Raw genomic sequence first — 16,503 nt, 5'->3', positions numbered from 1 at the left:
TGTGTACCGACCCGTCGAGACCTGCCACTGCGTCGGTCGGATGCCTCGTTCCGCGCCGGTCGCGCGCCGGTCTCAGTGTGCTCGTACCCGGTGCCGGAGGCGGCGATGAGTGAGGCGCCCCTGGAGGAGGTGCGGAGGGCCGTCTACCGGCCCGTGCGCGAGAGCAATGCACTCGAGGACACCGTCGCTCGGATAGCGCAGACGATCCGGCTGGGCGTCGTCGCGCCGGGGGAGTCGCTGCCGCCCGAGCGCGAGCTCGCGGCGCTCTACGCCGTGAGCCGCGACACGGTGCGCGAAGCGATCCGCGAGCTCGCCGACACCGGCTTCCTGGTGCGACGTCGCGGTCGCTACGGCGGGACGTTCGTCGCCGATCCTCTCCCGCGCCCGTCGGAGCCCGTGGTCGTGCCGGCCGCCGAGCTCGAGGACGTCCTGGGTCTTCGGCGGGTGCTCGAGGCGGGGGCGGCCCGGGCCGCTGCTGAGCGCACCCTCACTCCCGAGGCGCGGGCCGAGCTCTGGGCCCGGCATGAAGAGGCATCGGCGGCAGAGGAGGAGGAGTACCGGCGGCTCGACACGCTCCTGCACCTGACGATTGCCGAGGTCGCAGGCATCCCATCGGTGGTCGCCCTCGTCGCTGAGAACCGCGCGCGCGTCAACGCGTGGCTCGACACCTTCCCGCTCCTGCCGCGCAACATCGAGCACTCGAACGAGCAGCACGAGCGCATCGTGACCGCGATCCTCGCGGGGCGACCGGATGCCGCGGAGGCGGCGATCCTCGAGCACCTGGCCGGCTCGGAGGCGCTGTTGCGGGGCTTCCTCGCCTGAGGCCGGCCGTCCGCTCGCGGTTAGGGTGGAGGGATGGCCGGGAAGAAGCGCGCGAAGAAGCCGGGGGCCGAGGAGTTCCGAAACACGGCGCTCTCCGATGCTCTCCAGACGCAGGACATGGCCGCCGTCGCCTTCGCCCTGCGCCACGGCCCGACCGTCGTGCCCCTCATGAAGCCGGGCGACCGCGACAACCCGCTCGACGTCGGAGAGGTCTGGACCTACCGCGACCCCGACACGGGCGACGTCGCGCTCCTCCTGTTCAGCGACGCGCAGCACAAGCCGGCAGCCCTCCCCCCGGCCGTCGCGCTGCAGTCGCCGGGCGCTCTGCGCGCCTTCCTCGGCGCGCACGGCGACGCGATCAAAGCCGTGTTCTTCGACATCGCCGGGCCCCATCCCATGCAGGCCACGCCGGACGAGGTCATCAAGGCGCTCGACGCCTGACGAACCCTCGTCCCCGACACCTGGATCGTCGCTGCACGCCGCACATCCCTGCGCCCCCTAGTGATCTCATTCCGCCCGGGACCGTCGATCGCAAGAACAATTAGGCTTCTCAGAACAAGGAGCCGGACCATGGACGACATCGCGCTGACCGTCAACGGGCGGCGACGCCTGTTGGAGGGCATCACCGCCCATACGACAGCGCTCGAGTGGCTCCGCCTGAGCGGACTCACCGGAAGCAAAGAGGGATGCGCCGAAGGCGAGTGCGGCGCGTGCGCCGTGATGGTGGCAGCCCCCGACGAGCGGGGCCGTACCGCATGGACCGCGGTCAACGCATGCCTGGTTCCCGTCGGTGCGATGAGCGGCCAGGAGATCGTGACGGCGGAGGGGCTGGGGTCTCCCGACCAGCTCCACCCCGTCCAGGAGAAGCTCGCCGCTGCCGGCGGCTCCCAGTGCGGCTACTGTTCGCCCGGCTTCGCCTGCAGCATGGCCGCGGAGTATTACCGCGAAGATCGCGCTCCCCTCGAGCATCCCGAGGTGAGCGCCGCCCACGGGCCGAACGGGTTCGACCTCCACGCACTGGGGGGCAACCTGTGCCGGTGCACGGGCTACCGACCGATCCGCGACGCCGCCTATGCGCTCGGCAGCCCGGAACCCAGTGACGAGCTCGCCGCCCGACGGCAGTCGCCGGCCCCCGCGCCGCTCCCCACCGACTTCGAAGCCGCCGGCGGGCGCTTCGTGCGCCCGGCGACCCTTCCCGATGCGCTCGTCCTCCTGCGTGAGAACCCCAGCGCCCGTCCCGTCGCCGGTTCGACCGACGTCGGGGTCGAAATGAACCTCCACGGACGACGCGACCCGCTCCTCGTGGCGATCGAGCAGCTCGAGGAGCTCCGCGCACTGACCATTTCAGACTCGACGATCGAGATCGGCGCCGCGCTGGCCCTCTCCGACGTGGAGCGCCGGCTCGACGGTCGGGTACCCCTGCTGGCCGAGCTCCTCCCGCAGTTCGCCTCTCGACTCATCCGCAACCGCGCCACCCTCGGCGGCAACCTCGGCACCGGGTCTCCGATCGGCGATGCGGCACCCGCGCTGCTCGCACTCGGCGCCCGCGTCGTGCTCGTCTCGGTGGACACAGAGCGCGAGGTCGATCTCGCGGAGTACTTCACCGGGTACCGGCAGACGGTGCGACGCTCCGACGAGCTCATCCTCGGCATCCGGATCCCGCTTCCCCTCGCCCGGGTGTCGGCGTTCCACAAGATCTCGAAGCGCCGGTTCGATGACATCTCGAGCGTCGCGGTCGGCTTCGCGGTCGACATCGAGGACGGGATCATCACCGCGGCCCGGATCGGGCTGGGCGGAGTCGCGGCGACGCCGATCCGAGCCTTCGCAACGGAGGACGCACTCATCGATCGACCGTGGAATGTCGCGACGGTGCGCTCGGCCGCCGAGGTGCTCGGGAATGAGGGCGCGCCGCTCTCCGACCAGCGTGCGAGCGCCGCATACCGCGCCCTGATGCTCAACCGGGCGCTGCTCAAACTGCACAGCGCCACACTTCTCGAGTCCAGGGACGTCTCGGCGTGAGCTCGCTCGCCGAGCGCCCGCCGAACCCGGTAGTCGGCCGCAGCTCAGCCCACGAGAGCGCTGCTCTGCACGTCACCGGTGCGGCGATGTACACCGACGACGTGGCGGCGAGCACCGCGCGAGCGCTCACGGCGTGGCCGGTGCAATCCACCCGGGCGCACGCCAGAGTCAGGATCGACGTATCGCCCGCACTGGAGGTGCCGGGCGTGGTGCGAGTGCTGACCGCGGCCGACGTGCCCGGGAAGAACGACGCCGGCATCAAGGACGACGAGCCGCTCTTTCCGAGCGAGGCCATGTTCCATGGTCACGCCCTCGCGTGGGTGCTCGGTGAGACTCCGGAGGCCGCGCGCCTCGGCGCCGCCGCGGTCGACGTCGCGTACGAGTCGCTCCCCTCGATCATCACGCTTCCCGAGGCGATCGCCGCGGACTCGTTCCAGGGCATCCCCCGCACTCTGCGTCGGGGCGACGCCGCCGCCGCGATGGCGGCCGCGCGACACGTCTTCGAGGGCGTGACCGAGATCGGCGGCCAGGAGCACTTCTACCTCGAAACGCAGGCCACGCTCGCCCTCCGCGACACCGAGGGACAGTACTTCATCCAGTGCTCGACGCAGCACCCGTCCGAGACGCAGGAGATCGTCGCCCACGTGCTCGGCATTTCGAGCAGCGAGGTCACCGTGCAGTCGCTGCGCATGGGTGGCGGTTTCGGCGGGAAGGAGATGCAGCCGCACGGCTTCGCCGCGATCGCCGCGCTCGGCGCCAAGCTCACCGGCCGCCCGGTGCGTCTGCGCCTGAACCGCACGCAGGATCTCACGATGACCGGCAAGCGGCATCCGTTCCATATCGTCTGGAAAGCGGGATTCGATGCCGACGGCATGATCCAGGCGCTCGAGGCGACGCTGACGTCCGACGGCGGCTGGAGCCTCGACCTCTCGGAGCCCGTCCTCAGCCGCGCGCTCTGCCATGTGGACAACGCCTACTGGATCCCGAACGTGCTCGCCCGCGGTCGTGTCGCGAAGACGCATAAGACCTCCCAGACCGCCTTCCGGGGATTCGGCGGGCCGCAGGGCATGTTCCTCATCGAGGACATCCTCGGGCGCGTCGCTCCCGTGCTCGGCATCGATCCGCTGACACTGCGCCGGCAGAATTTCTACCGACCGGGCCAGTCGACGCCGTACGGCCAGCCGGTGCGCCACGCGGAACGGCTCGAAGCGATCTGGGAGCAGCTCCGCCAGGAGAGCGACCTGGATGCACGTCGGACCGAGTGCGCGTCGTTCAACGCGACGCACGTCCATGTGAAGCGCGCGATCGCGATGACGCCGGTGAAGTTCGGCATCTCGTTCAACTTCACCGCGTTCAACCAGGCTGGCGCGCTCGTCCACGTCTACAAGGACGGCTCCGTGCTCATCAACCACGGCGGAACCGAGATGGGCCAGGGTCTGCACACCAAGATGCTGCAGGTCGCCGCCACCGCCCTTGGCCTCGAACTGCGTCAGGTGCGGCTTGCTCCGACGCGCACCGACAAGGTGCCCAATACGTCCGCCACCGCTGCGTCCTCGAGCGCCGACCTCAACGGCGGCGCGGTGAAAGACGCGTGCGAGCAGATCCGCGGGCGCATGGCGAACGTCGCCGGGCGTCTGCTGCGGGTCGACGAGCGTGACGTCCGCTTCGAGGGAGGGTACGTCACCGGGCCGAGCGAACGCGACGACCGCCTGGCTTTCGCCGAAGTCGCGAACGCGGCCTACCTCGAGCGTGTGCAGCTCTGGGCGGCGGGCTTCTACCGCACCGAGGGTCTGCACTGGGACCCCGAAGCGATGCAGGGCGAGCCGTTCAAATACTTCGCGTACGGCGCGGCCGCGACCGAGGTCGAGGTCGACGGCTTCACAGGCGCCTACCGGCTCCGCCGGGTCGACATCGTCCACGACGTGGGCGACTCCCTCTCTCCCATGATCGACATCGGCCAGATCGAAGGGGGCTACCTGCAAGGCGTCGGATGGCTCACCCTCGAGGACCTCCGATGGGACACCATCGACGGTCCTGGTCGCGGGCGGCTCCTCACCCCGTCCGCGAGCACCTACAAGCTGCCGAGCTTCTCAGAGATGCCCGACGAGTTCCGGGTGCGCCTGTTCGAGCGGGCGACGGAGGACGGTGCGGTCTACGGCTCGAAGGCAGTGGGTGAGCCCCCCGTCATGCTCGCGTTCAGCGCGCGAGAAGCGCTTCGCGAGGCGGTCGCCGCATTCGGTCCGGGCGGCCGCACCGTCGAGCTCGGCTCACCCGCGACTCCAGAGGCCGTGTTCTGGGCGATCGAGAGCGCCCGGGCCGCCGTCCACGCCGCCGGGGGCGGCACGGTGCCCGAGCCCGAACGGGCCCCTGTGGCGACCGGCGGCTGACTCGGGAGCCCGTATGGACTGGTTGAAGGCCACGCAGGAGCTTCGCGCTGGGCGGACCCCCGCAGTGATCGTCACGATGGCGATCGTGCGCGGTCACGCGCCGCGCAACGGCGGAGCGAAGATGGTCGTCTCCCCGGACGCGGTCTTCGGCACGGTCGGTGGCGGCAATCTGGAGGCGACCGCGATCGATCGGGCGCGTCGGATGCTCGCGACCTCAGCGGGCGAACCCGAACTGCTCACCTTGACGCTGAGCGACAAGTCGATGACCGCGTACGGAGTGCAGTGCTGCGGAGGAGAGGTCACCATGCTGCTCGAGCCGGTCCCCGTGGTGCCGAGTGTCGCCGTCTTCGGCATCGGGCATGTCGGCATCGAGCTCGTGCGCATTCTCAGCAGGCACCCCATCGAGCTCCACCTGATCGATTCCCGCATGGCGATGCTGGCTCCCGAGCGCGTCGGCGTGCCGGGGGAGAGCGGGCTGTTGTCCGACGCCGTAGCGACCGTAGTCCTGCACACACTTCCCGTGCCCGAGGTCGGTCTCGCAGGGCTCCCGACCGGAACGCACGTGCTCGTCATGACCCACGACCACGCCGAAGACCTCGCGATCTGCGAGACGGCGCTGCGCACCGCGCGACTCGGCTCGATCGGACTCATCGGCTCGACATCCAAGTGGGCGCGCTTCCGGAAGGAGCTTCGCGAGGTGGGGCACGCCGACGACGACGTCGCTCGCATCATCACGCCGATCGGCATCCCAGGCATCGCGTCGAAGGACCCCGCGGCGATCGCGGTCAGCGTCGCGGCGCGCATCCTTCAGCTCATCGAGGTGCAGGCGCCCGCGGCATCCGCTCGTCCCTGATCACCGAAGCGGATGCCTGCGCTCGACGAGCATGGTCGGCGAGCAGGCGCAGCGTCCGCTCAGTAGTCGATGCGCGAGAGCGACCTGTTCCACGCCGTGAAGGGTTCGACCGGACGACCCTCGCCGAGGTCTACTCCGACCACAGGCATGATCGCGCCCGCATCGGATCCCTCCTCGAAGTAGCGGTGGAAGAGCGCGTCGTCGAAGCCCGCGTTGGCGGCGTCGCTGCGGGTCGCCGCGAAGTAGACCCTCTCGATGCGGGCCCACAGGGATGAGGACAGGCACATCGGGCAGGGCTCGCAGCTGGAATAGAGCGTCGCGCCCGTGAGGTCGAAGGTCGCCAGTCCTCGACACGCCGCACGGATCGCCGAGACCTCGGCGTGCGCTGTCGGGTCGAGGTCGGCGGTGACCCGATTGACCCCCTCGAACACCCGACCGTCGGCCGACACGATGATGGCGCCGAAGGGTCCGCCCTGCGCGCTCACATTCCGCGTGGCGAGGTCGACTGCGCGGGCGAGGTAGTCCGCCGGTGACCGATCGACGGCCTCCGCGCTGCCGGCGACGGGCTCCGTGCTGTCGGGACGGAACGAATCCATGGGCGACGCATCCTTGTGTGTGGTGTTGCAGGAGCGGAGTATTCTCGATGGCTCCGTGAATCCTCGTCGATCCTATGCAGGATTCTCAGCTCAGGGCTTCGGCGACAGCATCCCACCACTCTCGCGACTCGGCGCGGTGCCGGGTTGCACGCGCACGGGCCTCGGCGGCGATGCGCTCGCGATCCCGCCACTGGTCCTGCATCCGCGGGATGCCGTCCGTGTGGGCGGCCGTGATCGGCACGGTCGCATCCTGTCCCCAGTGCCCGAGCGCTCCCCGCTGCTTCACGGCGGTGTACTCATTGGTGACGAGCCCGACGACGGGGACCCCCGCCGCCGCGGCGAACACGGCCGGGTGGTAGCGGCCCGTGATGAGCAGCGCGGACGAGCGGGCGAGGGATGCCGCGCCCAGCACGTGTCCTGTCGGCACGACGCTCGACGGAGTGCGCATGCGTGCGCGCACCTCCTCGTGGAGGACGGCGTCGCCGCGGGGCTCGCCACCCCTGAGCGCACCGAAATGGGCGTGGAAGCGCACCGGTCCGGAGGCGACGTCGGCGGCGGCATCCACGAGAGCAGCGATCCGCTCGACCGTCTCGGCTCGCGGGGCGTCGCCCAGCGAGAGCGACAGGCTCACCAGCACGCCGTCGTGGACGGCGTCGTCGCGCTCGGCCGGTCCGACGAACGACGCATCGTCCACTCCGAGCCTGACCGCCGGCGCTCCGAGCGTTCGGGCGAGCCGCTGCGACGCGGACTCGCGTACCCCGACCAGGCGTGCCGAACGCACCAGTTCCGCAACGAGTTCGACGTCTCGCCCCTGAAGATCGGGTCCGAGCGTCTGACCCGTGACGACGACCGGCCGACCCAGCCGTGCGGCCACGCCGGCGAGCGCCGCCCGCTCGTAGATGTGCAGCGGCCAGGTCGAAGCGAGGTTCCCGCCGCCCGCGATGAGGACGCCGTCCGCGCGGGCCACGGCATCCACGACCGCCCTTGCCGTGTCGTCGGTCGCGAGCGCGTCACGACCTTCCGCGAACCCGGTCACCGCGGCGAGCCGAGCCTCGGCCGCGTCGCGATCGAGTCCATCGAAGCGGATGCGGGGCACGGCCTCGATGTCGTACCGCGAGGCCGTCTCTGCCGGCGCGGACGAGACCGCCGTGAGCGTCGCGCCGCGGGCGTCGAGTTCATCGCGCGCGGCGTGGAACATCGCCTCATCGCCGATGTGCATCATGTCGTCGACGACTCCGACATCCCCCAGAGCGACAACCCGCATCAAATCTCTCTTCCCGCACCGCGAACCTGTTCACGCTAGCCCACCCCCTCCGCTCACCCGGGCGGGCTACGATCGGAGACCTCCGGTGCGGTGCAAGCGGAAGACGGGGTCCGACATGGGTGTGCAGACGGCGTTGGATGCGGTCCGCGGCGCCCCCGGGATCGTTGAGGCCATGCGCTTGGCCGACGACCTCGCGTTCGAGGCCGGACGGGACCCGGGCGTCCGCACCCTCCGCGTGCTGGCGTCGGCGCTGACCGGCGACGATCAGATCGCCGCGATCGCTGCGGTGCACGCGCTCGCCGAGATGTTCGACGAGCAGGCCGCGCGCCTGCTCGTGTCGCTGCTCTCGGACGAGCGCGCCACGATCCGCGAGCACGCGGCGTGGTCCCTGGGTTCGGGGCTTCCCCGCTTCGACGCGATGGGCCGCCTCATCGGCCAGGTCGCCGCCGGCGGATTCACGGGGATGCTCGCGCAGCAGACTCTGGAGAAGTGGTCGGAGGCCGCGCCCGACGCCCTCGCCGTGAGCCTCGAGACGGCGCTCCACTCGACGCGAGAGTGCGGTGCGCGTTCCCGCCTGGTCGAGACGCTGGGCCTGGTGCGACCCGCGATCGCCACCCGGGTGCTCGTCGAGACCGCGCGCGACGAGCGCGAGCATGTGGATGTGCGGGTCGCCGCGATCGCCGCGCTCGGGCAGCGTCCAGGCGCCACAGCGGTGCGAGACGTGCTCGAGCAGCTCGCCGGCGAACAAGGGCGCCCGGCCGACACCGCCCGGCTCGCCTTGATCGACCTGGATGGGGCGCGTGACGAGCGCCGGGGCGACGCGGGGGGTCTCACGATCGCCCAGCTGTTCCTGCACGCCGACATCGACCCATCGCTCGCTTCGGTCGGGGCCGGCGACAACGGAGGGATCGCAACGCTGCTCGTGCGTCTCGGTGACGCGCTCGTCGCTGACCCGAGCACCGGCGTCGAGCGTGTGATCACTCTGTCGCGCGGTCCGGTCGCCCAGGCCGCGGAGGACCTCCTCGAGATCGGATCGACGACGTCAGGGCACGTGTACGGCCGAGTGCCCCTGCTCCCGGAGCCGGTGCCGTCGGCCGCGGCCTGGCCGTTGCGCGTCGCGGCGCGCCGAGGCATCCGTCGTATCCTGCGCGCCGCCGGCCCCGTGGATCTGCTGCACCTGCGCATGGCGGATGTCGGCAGCCTCGCGGCCGCCGACGTGGCGCGCGAGCTCGGCATCCCGATCGTGTTCACCGTCGCCCCCGACCCTCACGCCGTGATCCGCTCGCTCGACCGCGCCGGCTCCCTGACGCGCGAGGACTTCGGCGAGGTCGACCTGCGGGAGCATTTCTGGTTCCGCACCCGCCTGGTGCAGAGCCTCGCCTCGAACGCGGCCCACACGGTGCTGTTCCCGCGACCCGAACTGCAACGCGACATGAGCCAGCTCGTCGGCATCGACATCACCTCGCACCCCGAGCGTCACACGATCGTGGCCGAAGGCGTCGACCTCGAGGTCGTGGAAAATGCGATCGTGGCCGCGCGCGCCCACGCCGCCGGCGCCCCACCGGCACCGGCGATCGCCGAACTGCGCGAGCTGGTCTCGCAGCTGGAGGTCGAACGACGCGACCTGCCGCTCGTGGTGACCCTCGGGCGAATGCACCGCGTGAAGGGCATGGCGACTCTCGCCGAGGCGTGGGCCTCGGGGCCGCTGCGGGACCGTGCGAACCTGGTCATCGTCGGCGGCGATCTCGACTGCCCGTCGCTTGATGAGCGGGAGCAGCTCGACCGGATCGCCGTCGCGGTTCCGGCCGCCGACCGCGCTCGCGCGGGGTTGATCCTGCCCGGCCACCGGCCGAACGATGTGGCCGCTCTGTGGCTCGCGGCGGCGCGCTTCGGGCTGCCGGGTCTGAGCCGCGCAGGCGGGGTCTACGTCTGCGCGAGCGTCAAGGAGGAATTCGGGATCGCGCTGCTCGAGGCGATCGCGACCGGACTCATGGTGGTCGCGCCTGACGGCGGCGGCCCCGCGACGTACGTGAAGGACGGGGTCACGGGGGTGCTCGCCGAGACCTGGGACCCGAGTCGGCTCGAGGCCGGAGTAGCCGCGGCTCTCGATGCGGCGGCGGTGTCGGACGAGGCGCGCGCCGAGGCGGGGCACGAGATGGTCCGGACGCGCTTCACGATCCAGGCGATGGCCGCCGCCCTCGGTCCCGTGTACGGCGCGGTGGCCAGCGACGAGCGAGAACTGGTGCGCGCAGCTGGGGCGGTGCTGTGACCCTCCTCGTCATCAGCCCTGATTACGCGTCGCACCTCCTCCCCCTGGTGACGCTCGCAACCGCGTGGCGGGACAGGGGCGAGAGGGTCGTGGTCGCCACGGGACCAGCGACCGATCCCATCGTTCGCGAGTTCGGCCTGGAGCGCTACGACCTCCCGCTCGGGCGGGGGAGCAACCCACGTCTCAGCCGCGCGGAGGATCAGCCCCGGGACGAGTCCGACTCGCTGCGTGGATTCTTCGCCGCCACCCGCCGCGGGATGGTGCCGACACTCAGCTATCAGGCGACGGAGCGCCTCACCGATCTCATGTGGGAGCCGGTGGATGCGGGCCGCCGCACGCTCGCCGCGGTCGAGGCCGTCCGGCCCGATGCGATCATCGTCGATCACCTGGCATTCAGTGCGCGGCTGGCCTTGCGGACGGCCGGCGTGCCGTACGCGGATGTCGTACTGGGTCACCCGAGCGCCCTGCCGGTCTCCGGCGAGGTGTATGGCTTTCCGCCGTTCTGGCCCCGGGCATTTTCGCCCGCACCCGAGGAGCTCGCAGCCCTTCGCGTCCTGTGCGACGAGGTGTCGGCGCGGTTCACGTCCGAGTGGAATCGCGCTGCGCAGGCGCTCGATCCATCGGCCCCCGTGACCGATCATGCGTTCGGCGAGCACGGCGACCTCGTCATGTTCAACTACCCTTCAGCTCTCGCAGAAGGAGACGGACGGATGCTGCCGCCGCCCCACGTCTTCCTCGGTTCGACGCGCCGCGTGGAACCGATCGACGACGAGGTGGAGCAGTGGCTCGCGACCGCGGGGGACTTCGCTTACGTCAGCTTCGGCACCTTCTTGTCGGTGCGCGGCGACGTGCTTCGTCGCGTGGCGGACGCCCTCAGGCAGTTGGGCATGACGGCGGCGATCGCGACCGGTGCGAGCCCGGCTGAAGAGCTCGGACCCATCCCGGACGACTGGCTTGTGCGCGAGTATCTGCCCCAGGTGCGGCTGCTCGGGGAAGCGCAGGTCGCGGTCACCCACGGCGGCAACAACTCGGTCACCGAGGCCGTCGGCCAGGGCGTGCCGCTCCTGGTGCTGCCGTTCTCCACGGATCAGTTCGCCGCAGCCGCCGCGATCGAGCGCTGCGGTGTCGGGCGCGCTCTCGATCCGAATGCGGCCGGCGTCACCGAGCTCGTCGAGGCTCTCCGCCAGGTGAGGGGACGGGCCGGCATGCCGCTGCTGCGGTCGATCGCGAGTGAGCAGACCAACCGGCCGGGTCCGGCGATCGCCTACGAACTGCTGACGACCGCTGCGCCCGCGACCAGCTGAGACATCGCGAGCACGTCGCCCCCGGCGGAGCGGTAGCGCTCCATGAGCGCCGCGTTGGCGTCGTACTGCGTGCCGGCACGCACCTCGCCCTGGTGGTGAAGCGCGTACACGCGACCCTCGTGACGCACCGGGGGAGCGCCCAGCAGCGTCTCGTGCGCGATGTACCACGCGGCGTCCTCGAACCCCCAGCCGCGGAATCGCTCATCCTGGCCGCCGTGGCGCGCCCATGTGCGCGGGGTGGTCACGTACACGCCCGAGCAGGCACCGACCACGAGCTCGTGGTCGCACTCTTCGGCGGCCAGGCCGGAGCGCAGCTGCGCGTCGCCGGTCCTTCCGAGCCAGCGGTACTCGGTGTAGGGCAGATGTACGCGGCCGCTGGTGCGCGCCGCGCTGACCGCTTCGCGCAGCGCGGTCGGCTCGGGAACGGTGTCGGCATCGGCGACCACCACCACCTGGTCGGGATCGGCTGAGGCGATTCCCCGGTTACGGCACGCGGCCAGGGAGAAGATGTCGTCGTCGGTGTCGATCGTGCGGAGGGCGAAGTCAGGAAGGAACCGGGAGTACCATTCCTGCACGAACTCGAATGCAGGCACACGCGACGGTGCGGGCCGCCAGGGAATGACAACGGTGACGGGGCGCATCACCCCAGCGTAGGGGGCGAGCATCAGCGTGGAATGCCACGTCGCCGTCCTCGGGCAGCGCCGTGTCAGAACGCCGGGACGTCCGCGGCCGGACCAGCCGTGACGCGGACGCGTACGTCGTCGAGAGCGCCACGGAGAGTGTTCGAGCGGTTGTCGATCACGACGGTGTAGCCCATGCGCGCAGCCTCACTGAGCCGCTGCGGAGCCTGCGTGACCGGCCGCACCTCGCCCGCGAGGCTCAGCTCGCCGATCGCTGCGAGCGTGCGAGGCGTCGACCGGTTGCTGACGGAGGAGGCGATCGCGATCGCGATCGCGAGGTCGGCCGCGGGCTCGGTGAACCGCACCCCGCCGACCGTCGAGACGTAGACGTCCTGGTCGCTCGTGACGATGCCCGCTTTCTTCTCGAGCACCGCGAGCACCATCGCCACGCGCGCACCGTCGACCCCGTTGACGATCCGCCGCGGGTTCGGCGCCGATGTGCGGATCGTGAGCGCCTGCACCTCCACCGGCAGCGCCCGCCGACCCTCCAGGGCGATCGCGACGCACGTGCCGGGCTCCGGGCTGCCGCGGCCGAGGAAGAGCGCGCTGGGGTCGGGCACCTCGGCGATGCCCTCGCCGGTCATGTCGAAGCATCCGACCTCATCCGTCGGCCCGAAGCGGTTCTTGAGCGCGCGCACGAAGCGCAGCGACGTCTGCCGATCGCCTTCGAAATGGCACACGACGTCGACGAGGTGCTCGAGGATGCGCGGACCGGCGATCGAGCCGTCCTTCGTCACGTGGCCGACGATGACGACGGGAAGTCCGCGATCCTTCGCGATGCGGATGAGGGTGGATGCCACCTCCCGCACCTGCGACGGGTGACCGGCCGTGCCATCGGACATCGCCGACGACACCGTCTGCACGGAGTCGACGATGAGAAGGTCGGGGCGCACCTCGTCGACGTGGCCGAGGATCGTCGCGAGATCGATCTCGCTCGCGAGATACAGCTCGTCGTGCAGCGCACCGGTCCGCTCGGCGCGGAGGCGCACCTGCGCCGTGGACTCCTCGGCCGACGCGTAGAGCACGCGGCGGCCCGCACGCGCGGACTGCGCCGCGACCTCGAGGAGGAGAGTCGACTTGCCGACACCCGGCTCGCCGGAGAGCAGGATGGCGGCGCCCGGCACGAGCCCGCCGCCCAGCACGCGGTCGAACTCGCCGACCCCCGTCGTGCGTCGCGGCGCCTCGCTCGTCGTGAGCTGCGTGATGGGGCGCGCCGCGCGGTCGGCCGACGGCGAGACCGGCGTGATCGACCGGACGATGCCGGTCTGCTCGGCGGCCTCGACGACCGTGCCCCACTGCTGGCACTCGCCGCAGCGGCCCACCCACTTGACCGTCGTCCATCCGCACTCGGTGCACCGGTAGGGCGCGGTCGTGGGCCTTCGGGTCGCCATCCCCTCAGGCTAATCGCGGGTCGCGACATCCGTCCGCGGCTCGGCGTAGGGTGACGCCATGCGCGTGGATTCCGCCTCTCGGCTCGTCGCCGCGGCACCTGACGAGGTCTTCGTCGCCTTCACAGAACCGGAGAGGATGCTCGCGTGGCTGCCGCCCGAGGGCATGACCGGCCGCTTCGATCGATTCGACGCCGAGGCCGGATACCGGCTCGTGCTCACGTACGACGAGCCGCCCGAAGGCGGCGGGAAGGCATCCGAGGGATCCGACATCGCGGAGGTGCGTCGCGTCGAAGTCAGCCGCCCCCACCGGATCGTCGAGGAGATCGATTTTCCGTCCGACGATCCCGCCTTCGCCGGCACGATGACGATGACGTGGACGTTCGAGCGGCACAGCGAGGGAACCCTCGTCACCGTCGAGGCCACGGACGTGCCGACGGGCATCGATCCGCAGGACCATGCCCACGGCATGGCGTCGTCGCTCGCGAACCTCGCCCGCGAGCTGAGCTGACGGAGCGGGTCGGGCGGCGCTCAGGCGCGCAGCGACGTGGCGACGTCCCGCAGGGCGTCCGCCGAGCGTCGCAGCAGCCCGAGCTCGCTCGGCGAGAACCGCGTCTCGCGGATCGGCATGGCACCCGACGCGCTGACGATCGACGGCACCGACAGCGCCACGCCGTCGACGCCGTGGAAGTCGTTCAGCACCGTCGACACCGGCATGACCGCGTGCTCGTCGTTGAGGATCGCTTCGATGATCCGCGCCGTCGACAGGCCGATCGCGTAGTTGGTCGCGCCCTTGCCCTGGATGACCTTGTACGCGGCGTCCCGTACGTCGACGGCGATCGCGTCGAGCTCGTCGACCGTCATCGGCGGGTGTCCGTGGTTCTTCCATTCGAGGATCGGCACCGTGCCGATCGTCGCGGCCGACCACATGGGGAACTCGGTGTCACCGTGCTCGCCGACGATGTAGGCGTGTACGCTGCTCGTCGAGACGCCCGCGCGCTTCCCGAGCAGCCAGCGGAGGCGAGAGGTGTCGAGCACGGTGCCCGACGCGAAGATCCGCTCGGGCGGAAGCCCCGTCGCCTCCTGCGCGAGCACCGTGAGCACGTCGCACGGGTTCGTCACGATGACGTAGACGGCGTTGGGCGCAGCCTCGAGGAGCTGCGGCATCATCGAGCGGATGATGCCGGCATTGACACCGGCGAGTTCGATGCGCGTCTGACCCGGCTTCTGCTTGGCGCCGGCCGTGATGACGACGACGTGCGAGCCTTCGACGACCGAGAGGTCGCTGCCCCCGATGATGTCGCTCGACCCCGTGAACTGCGTGCCGTGCGCGAGGTCGAGCACTTCGGCCTCGACCTTCTCGGTCGCGATGTCGTAGAGGGCGACGTGGCGTGCCGACCCGCGGATAAGCGCGGCGTACGCGGCGCTCGAGCCGACGCTTCCCGCTCCGACGACGGTCACCTTCGAGTTCTCGATCACGCTCATGCCGTCAGTCTGGCAGTGGGCCCGCGCGGCATGCCAGGGCCGGTGAGCGCACCGTCTCCACGTCGAGAGAGCGGAGGGATGCCGCAGCCCGCGGGCGGCGGCATCCGTCTCCGTTCTTGATGACGGAGACCGCCTGCGGCGCCGATTCGCGATGCCGCGCGGCGTGACGTAAACTCTTCGGCGGTGACGTGTCCGAGCGGCCGAAGGTGCAACTCTCGAAAAGTTGTGTAGGGTAACCCCCTACCGTGGGTTCAAATCCCACCGTCACCGCCATGAGAACCCCTGCATAGCAGGGGTTTTCTTTTGCCCGCAGCACTGGTGCCCAGCGCCATCGGGACCTCTAGGTCGTCTCGCGGACCACGAGGTAGGCGTCGGTCTCGGGGCCGGCGAGCGGCGGAGCGGAGCCGGTCGCTGCGCTGAGAGCGAGCTCGGCCAGGAACCGACCGAGCCCCGCGTTGTCGACTCGCACCGTAGAGAGCGACGGTACGAGAAGAGCGGCGAGCGGGGTGTCGTCGTGGCCGACGATCGCGAGGCGTTCGGGGACGGGGATGGCCGACCGCAACGCGGCGCTCAGCACGATCGCCGCGATGTCGTCGTTGTAGGCCACAACCCCATCGACGCCTCGGTCCATCCAGGCGTGCAGAGTCTGGGCGGCGTTCTCCTCGGTGATGGTGGCCTCGGCGACGAACTCAGCGCCGGTCTGCGTCGACAGGGTCCGACGGGCGAGCTCGCATCGTTGCGTGACGAGGTCCGTGATCCGCGGGTCGGCGGACCCTGCGAACGCCAGTCTTCTGCGTCCGCTTCCGAGAAGATGCTCGACCTGCAGTCGCGGACCTTCGGCGAATCCGAGGTCGCCGACAGCGCCCTCCTCGCCCGCGGCGACCGGCGGGATGATCTGCTGCACTCCACTGCCGCGGATCTCGTCGAGCTGCTCGCGCGTGAACGGGGCCATGCCGATGACGACGTCCGGACGCAGGGTCTCCCACAGCGGCCGCGCCTGCCCGCCGGGGTGAGGGGTCATCGTGACCAGCGAATAGCCCGCCTCGTCGAGCGCGAGCGATGCCTCGTCGAGGTGCGTGCGCATGCTGTAGTCCAGCGGCCAGTCGGGCAGCACGAGAAGGATGATCCGGCTCTTCCCGCTCGCGAGGGCCTGCGCAGCGCTGTTCGCGCGGTAGCCGAGCCGCTTGGCCTCCGCCAGCACGCGGTTCCGGGTGGCAGCGGGGATGGTCTGGCCGGGAGTGTCATTGAGCACGAACCCGACGGTGGCGCGAGACAGGCCCAGCGACCGGGCGACATCGGCCGCTGTGACTCGTTTGGTCGTCGGGCTCGGCATCCTGTCCCTCCTTTGGACTTGCGCGCGCTAGTGCAGATAACGTAGCATCCTGAGCAGCCACTAGCACGCGCTAGCAATCGAACCCGACAATGGAGTCCGCCCG

General features: G+C 70.7%; 14 protein-coding genes and 1 tRNA gene. 9 read left to right on the top strand and 6 right to left on the bottom strand.

Going from position 1 to position 16,503, the window contains the following annotated elements:
* Window positions 1-105 precede the first annotated feature (105 nt).
* The 5 genes from G5T42_RS04010 to xdhC all read left to right on the top strand — a co-directional run bounded on the left by G5T42_RS04010 (window position 106) and on the right by xdhC (window position 6,081).
* Window positions 106-822, top strand: a complete 717-nt coding sequence (locus G5T42_RS04010; RefSeq protein WP_165125776.1) for a GntR family transcriptional regulator — start codon at window positions 106-108, stop codon at window positions 820-822.
* A gap of 33 nt (window positions 823-855) precedes the next feature.
* Window positions 856-1,263 (top strand): dehydrogenase, encoded by a 408-nt coding sequence (locus G5T42_RS04005; RefSeq protein ID WP_165125773.1) that lies wholly within the window; start codon window positions 856-858, stop codon window positions 1,261-1,263.
* 129 nt (window positions 1,264-1,392) lie between these two features.
* Complete coding sequence (locus G5T42_RS04000) at window positions 1,393-2,841, top strand: FAD binding domain-containing protein (RefSeq protein WP_165125770.1); 1,449 nt, start codon at window positions 1,393-1,395, stop codon at window positions 2,839-2,841.
* The gene (xdhB, locus tag G5T42_RS03995; RefSeq protein WP_165125767.1) at window positions 2,838-5,228 is read left to right on the top strand and encodes a xanthine dehydrogenase molybdopterin binding subunit; all 2,391 of its coding nucleotides are present in this window, start codon (window positions 2,838-2,840) and stop codon (window positions 5,226-5,228) included. The genes G5T42_RS04000 and xdhB overlap by 4 nt, the downstream gene beginning before the upstream one ends.
* A gap of 13 nt (window positions 5,229-5,241) precedes the next feature.
* Entirely contained in the window at window positions 5,242-6,081 is an 840-nt protein-coding gene (gene xdhC / locus G5T42_RS03990) for a xanthine dehydrogenase accessory protein XdhC (protein WP_165125763.1), read from the top strand.
* Window positions 6,082-6,140: 59 nt separating this feature from the next.
* Here xdhC and G5T42_RS03985 read toward each other — a convergent pair whose 3' ends face one another.
* Both G5T42_RS03985 and G5T42_RS03980 read right to left on the bottom strand, forming a co-directional pair.
* On the bottom strand, window positions 6,141-6,677 hold the full coding sequence (locus G5T42_RS03985; RefSeq protein ID WP_165125759.1) for a nucleoside deaminase: 537 nt from the start codon (window positions 6,675-6,677) through the stop codon (window positions 6,141-6,143).
* An 85-nt stretch (window positions 6,678-6,762) separates the two neighbouring features.
* Window positions 6,763-7,941: a polysaccharide pyruvyl transferase family protein gene (locus G5T42_RS03980; RefSeq protein ID WP_165125756.1), complete on the bottom strand. Its 1,179-nt coding sequence runs from the start codon at window positions 7,939-7,941 to the stop codon at window positions 6,763-6,765.
* 115 nt (window positions 7,942-8,056) lie between these two features.
* On the opposite strand from G5T42_RS03980, the gene G5T42_RS03975 reads away from it, so the two are divergent.
* On the top strand, window positions 8,057-10,210 hold the full coding sequence (locus tag G5T42_RS03975) for a glycosyltransferase (protein WP_165125753.1): 2,154 nt from the start codon (window positions 8,057-8,059) through the stop codon (window positions 10,208-10,210).
* On the top strand, window positions 10,207-11,514 hold the full coding sequence (locus tag G5T42_RS03970) for a glycosyltransferase (RefSeq protein WP_165125750.1): 1,308 nt from the start codon (window positions 10,207-10,209) through the stop codon (window positions 11,512-11,514). The genes G5T42_RS03975 and G5T42_RS03970 overlap by 4 nt, the downstream gene beginning before the upstream one ends.
* On the opposite strand, the gene G5T42_RS03965 is transcribed toward G5T42_RS03970, so the two are convergent.
* Both G5T42_RS03965 and radA read right to left on the bottom strand, forming a co-directional pair.
* Window positions 11,475-12,107 (bottom strand): hypothetical protein, encoded by a 633-nt coding sequence (locus G5T42_RS03965; protein WP_165125747.1) that lies wholly within the window; start codon window positions 12,105-12,107, stop codon window positions 11,475-11,477. The genes G5T42_RS03970 and G5T42_RS03965 overlap by 40 nt on opposite strands.
* 113 nt (window positions 12,108-12,220) lie before the next feature.
* Entirely contained in the window at window positions 12,221-13,585 is a 1,365-nt protein-coding gene (radA, locus tag G5T42_RS03960) for a DNA repair protein RadA (RefSeq protein WP_165125744.1), read from the bottom strand.
* Window positions 13,586-13,643: 58 nt separating this feature from the next.
* Between radA and G5T42_RS03955 the strand changes: the two genes are divergently transcribed.
* Window positions 13,644-14,093, top strand: coding sequence for an SRPBCC domain-containing protein (locus tag G5T42_RS03955; protein WP_165125741.1), 450 nt, complete (start codon window positions 13,644-13,646; stop codon window positions 14,091-14,093).
* Between the two features lie 20 nt (window positions 14,094-14,113).
* Here G5T42_RS03955 and G5T42_RS03950 read toward each other — a convergent pair whose 3' ends face one another.
* Window positions 14,114-15,067 carry an L-lactate dehydrogenase gene (locus G5T42_RS03950; RefSeq protein ID WP_165125738.1) on the bottom strand — a complete coding sequence of 318 codons (954 nt, stop codon included), beginning with the start codon at window positions 15,065-15,067 and terminating at the stop codon, window positions 14,114-14,116.
* Between the two features lie 182 nt (window positions 15,068-15,249).
* Here G5T42_RS03950 and G5T42_RS03945 point away from each other — a divergent pair.
* Window positions 15,250-15,340, top strand: a tRNA-Ser gene (locus tag G5T42_RS03945).
* 67 nt (window positions 15,341-15,407) lie between these two features.
* On the opposite strand, the gene G5T42_RS03940 is transcribed toward G5T42_RS03945, so the two are convergent.
* Entirely contained in the window at window positions 15,408-16,400 is a 993-nt protein-coding gene (locus G5T42_RS03940) for a LacI family DNA-binding transcriptional regulator (RefSeq protein ID WP_165125735.1), read from the bottom strand.
* Between the last annotated feature and the right edge of the window lie 103 nt (window positions 16,401-16,503).

This window comes from Microbacterium sp. 4R-513 (assembly GCF_011046485.1).
GTDB lineage: Bacteria > Actinomycetota > Actinomycetes > Actinomycetales > Microbacteriaceae > Microbacterium.
This window is presented reverse-complemented; position numbering and strand designations above follow the sequence as displayed.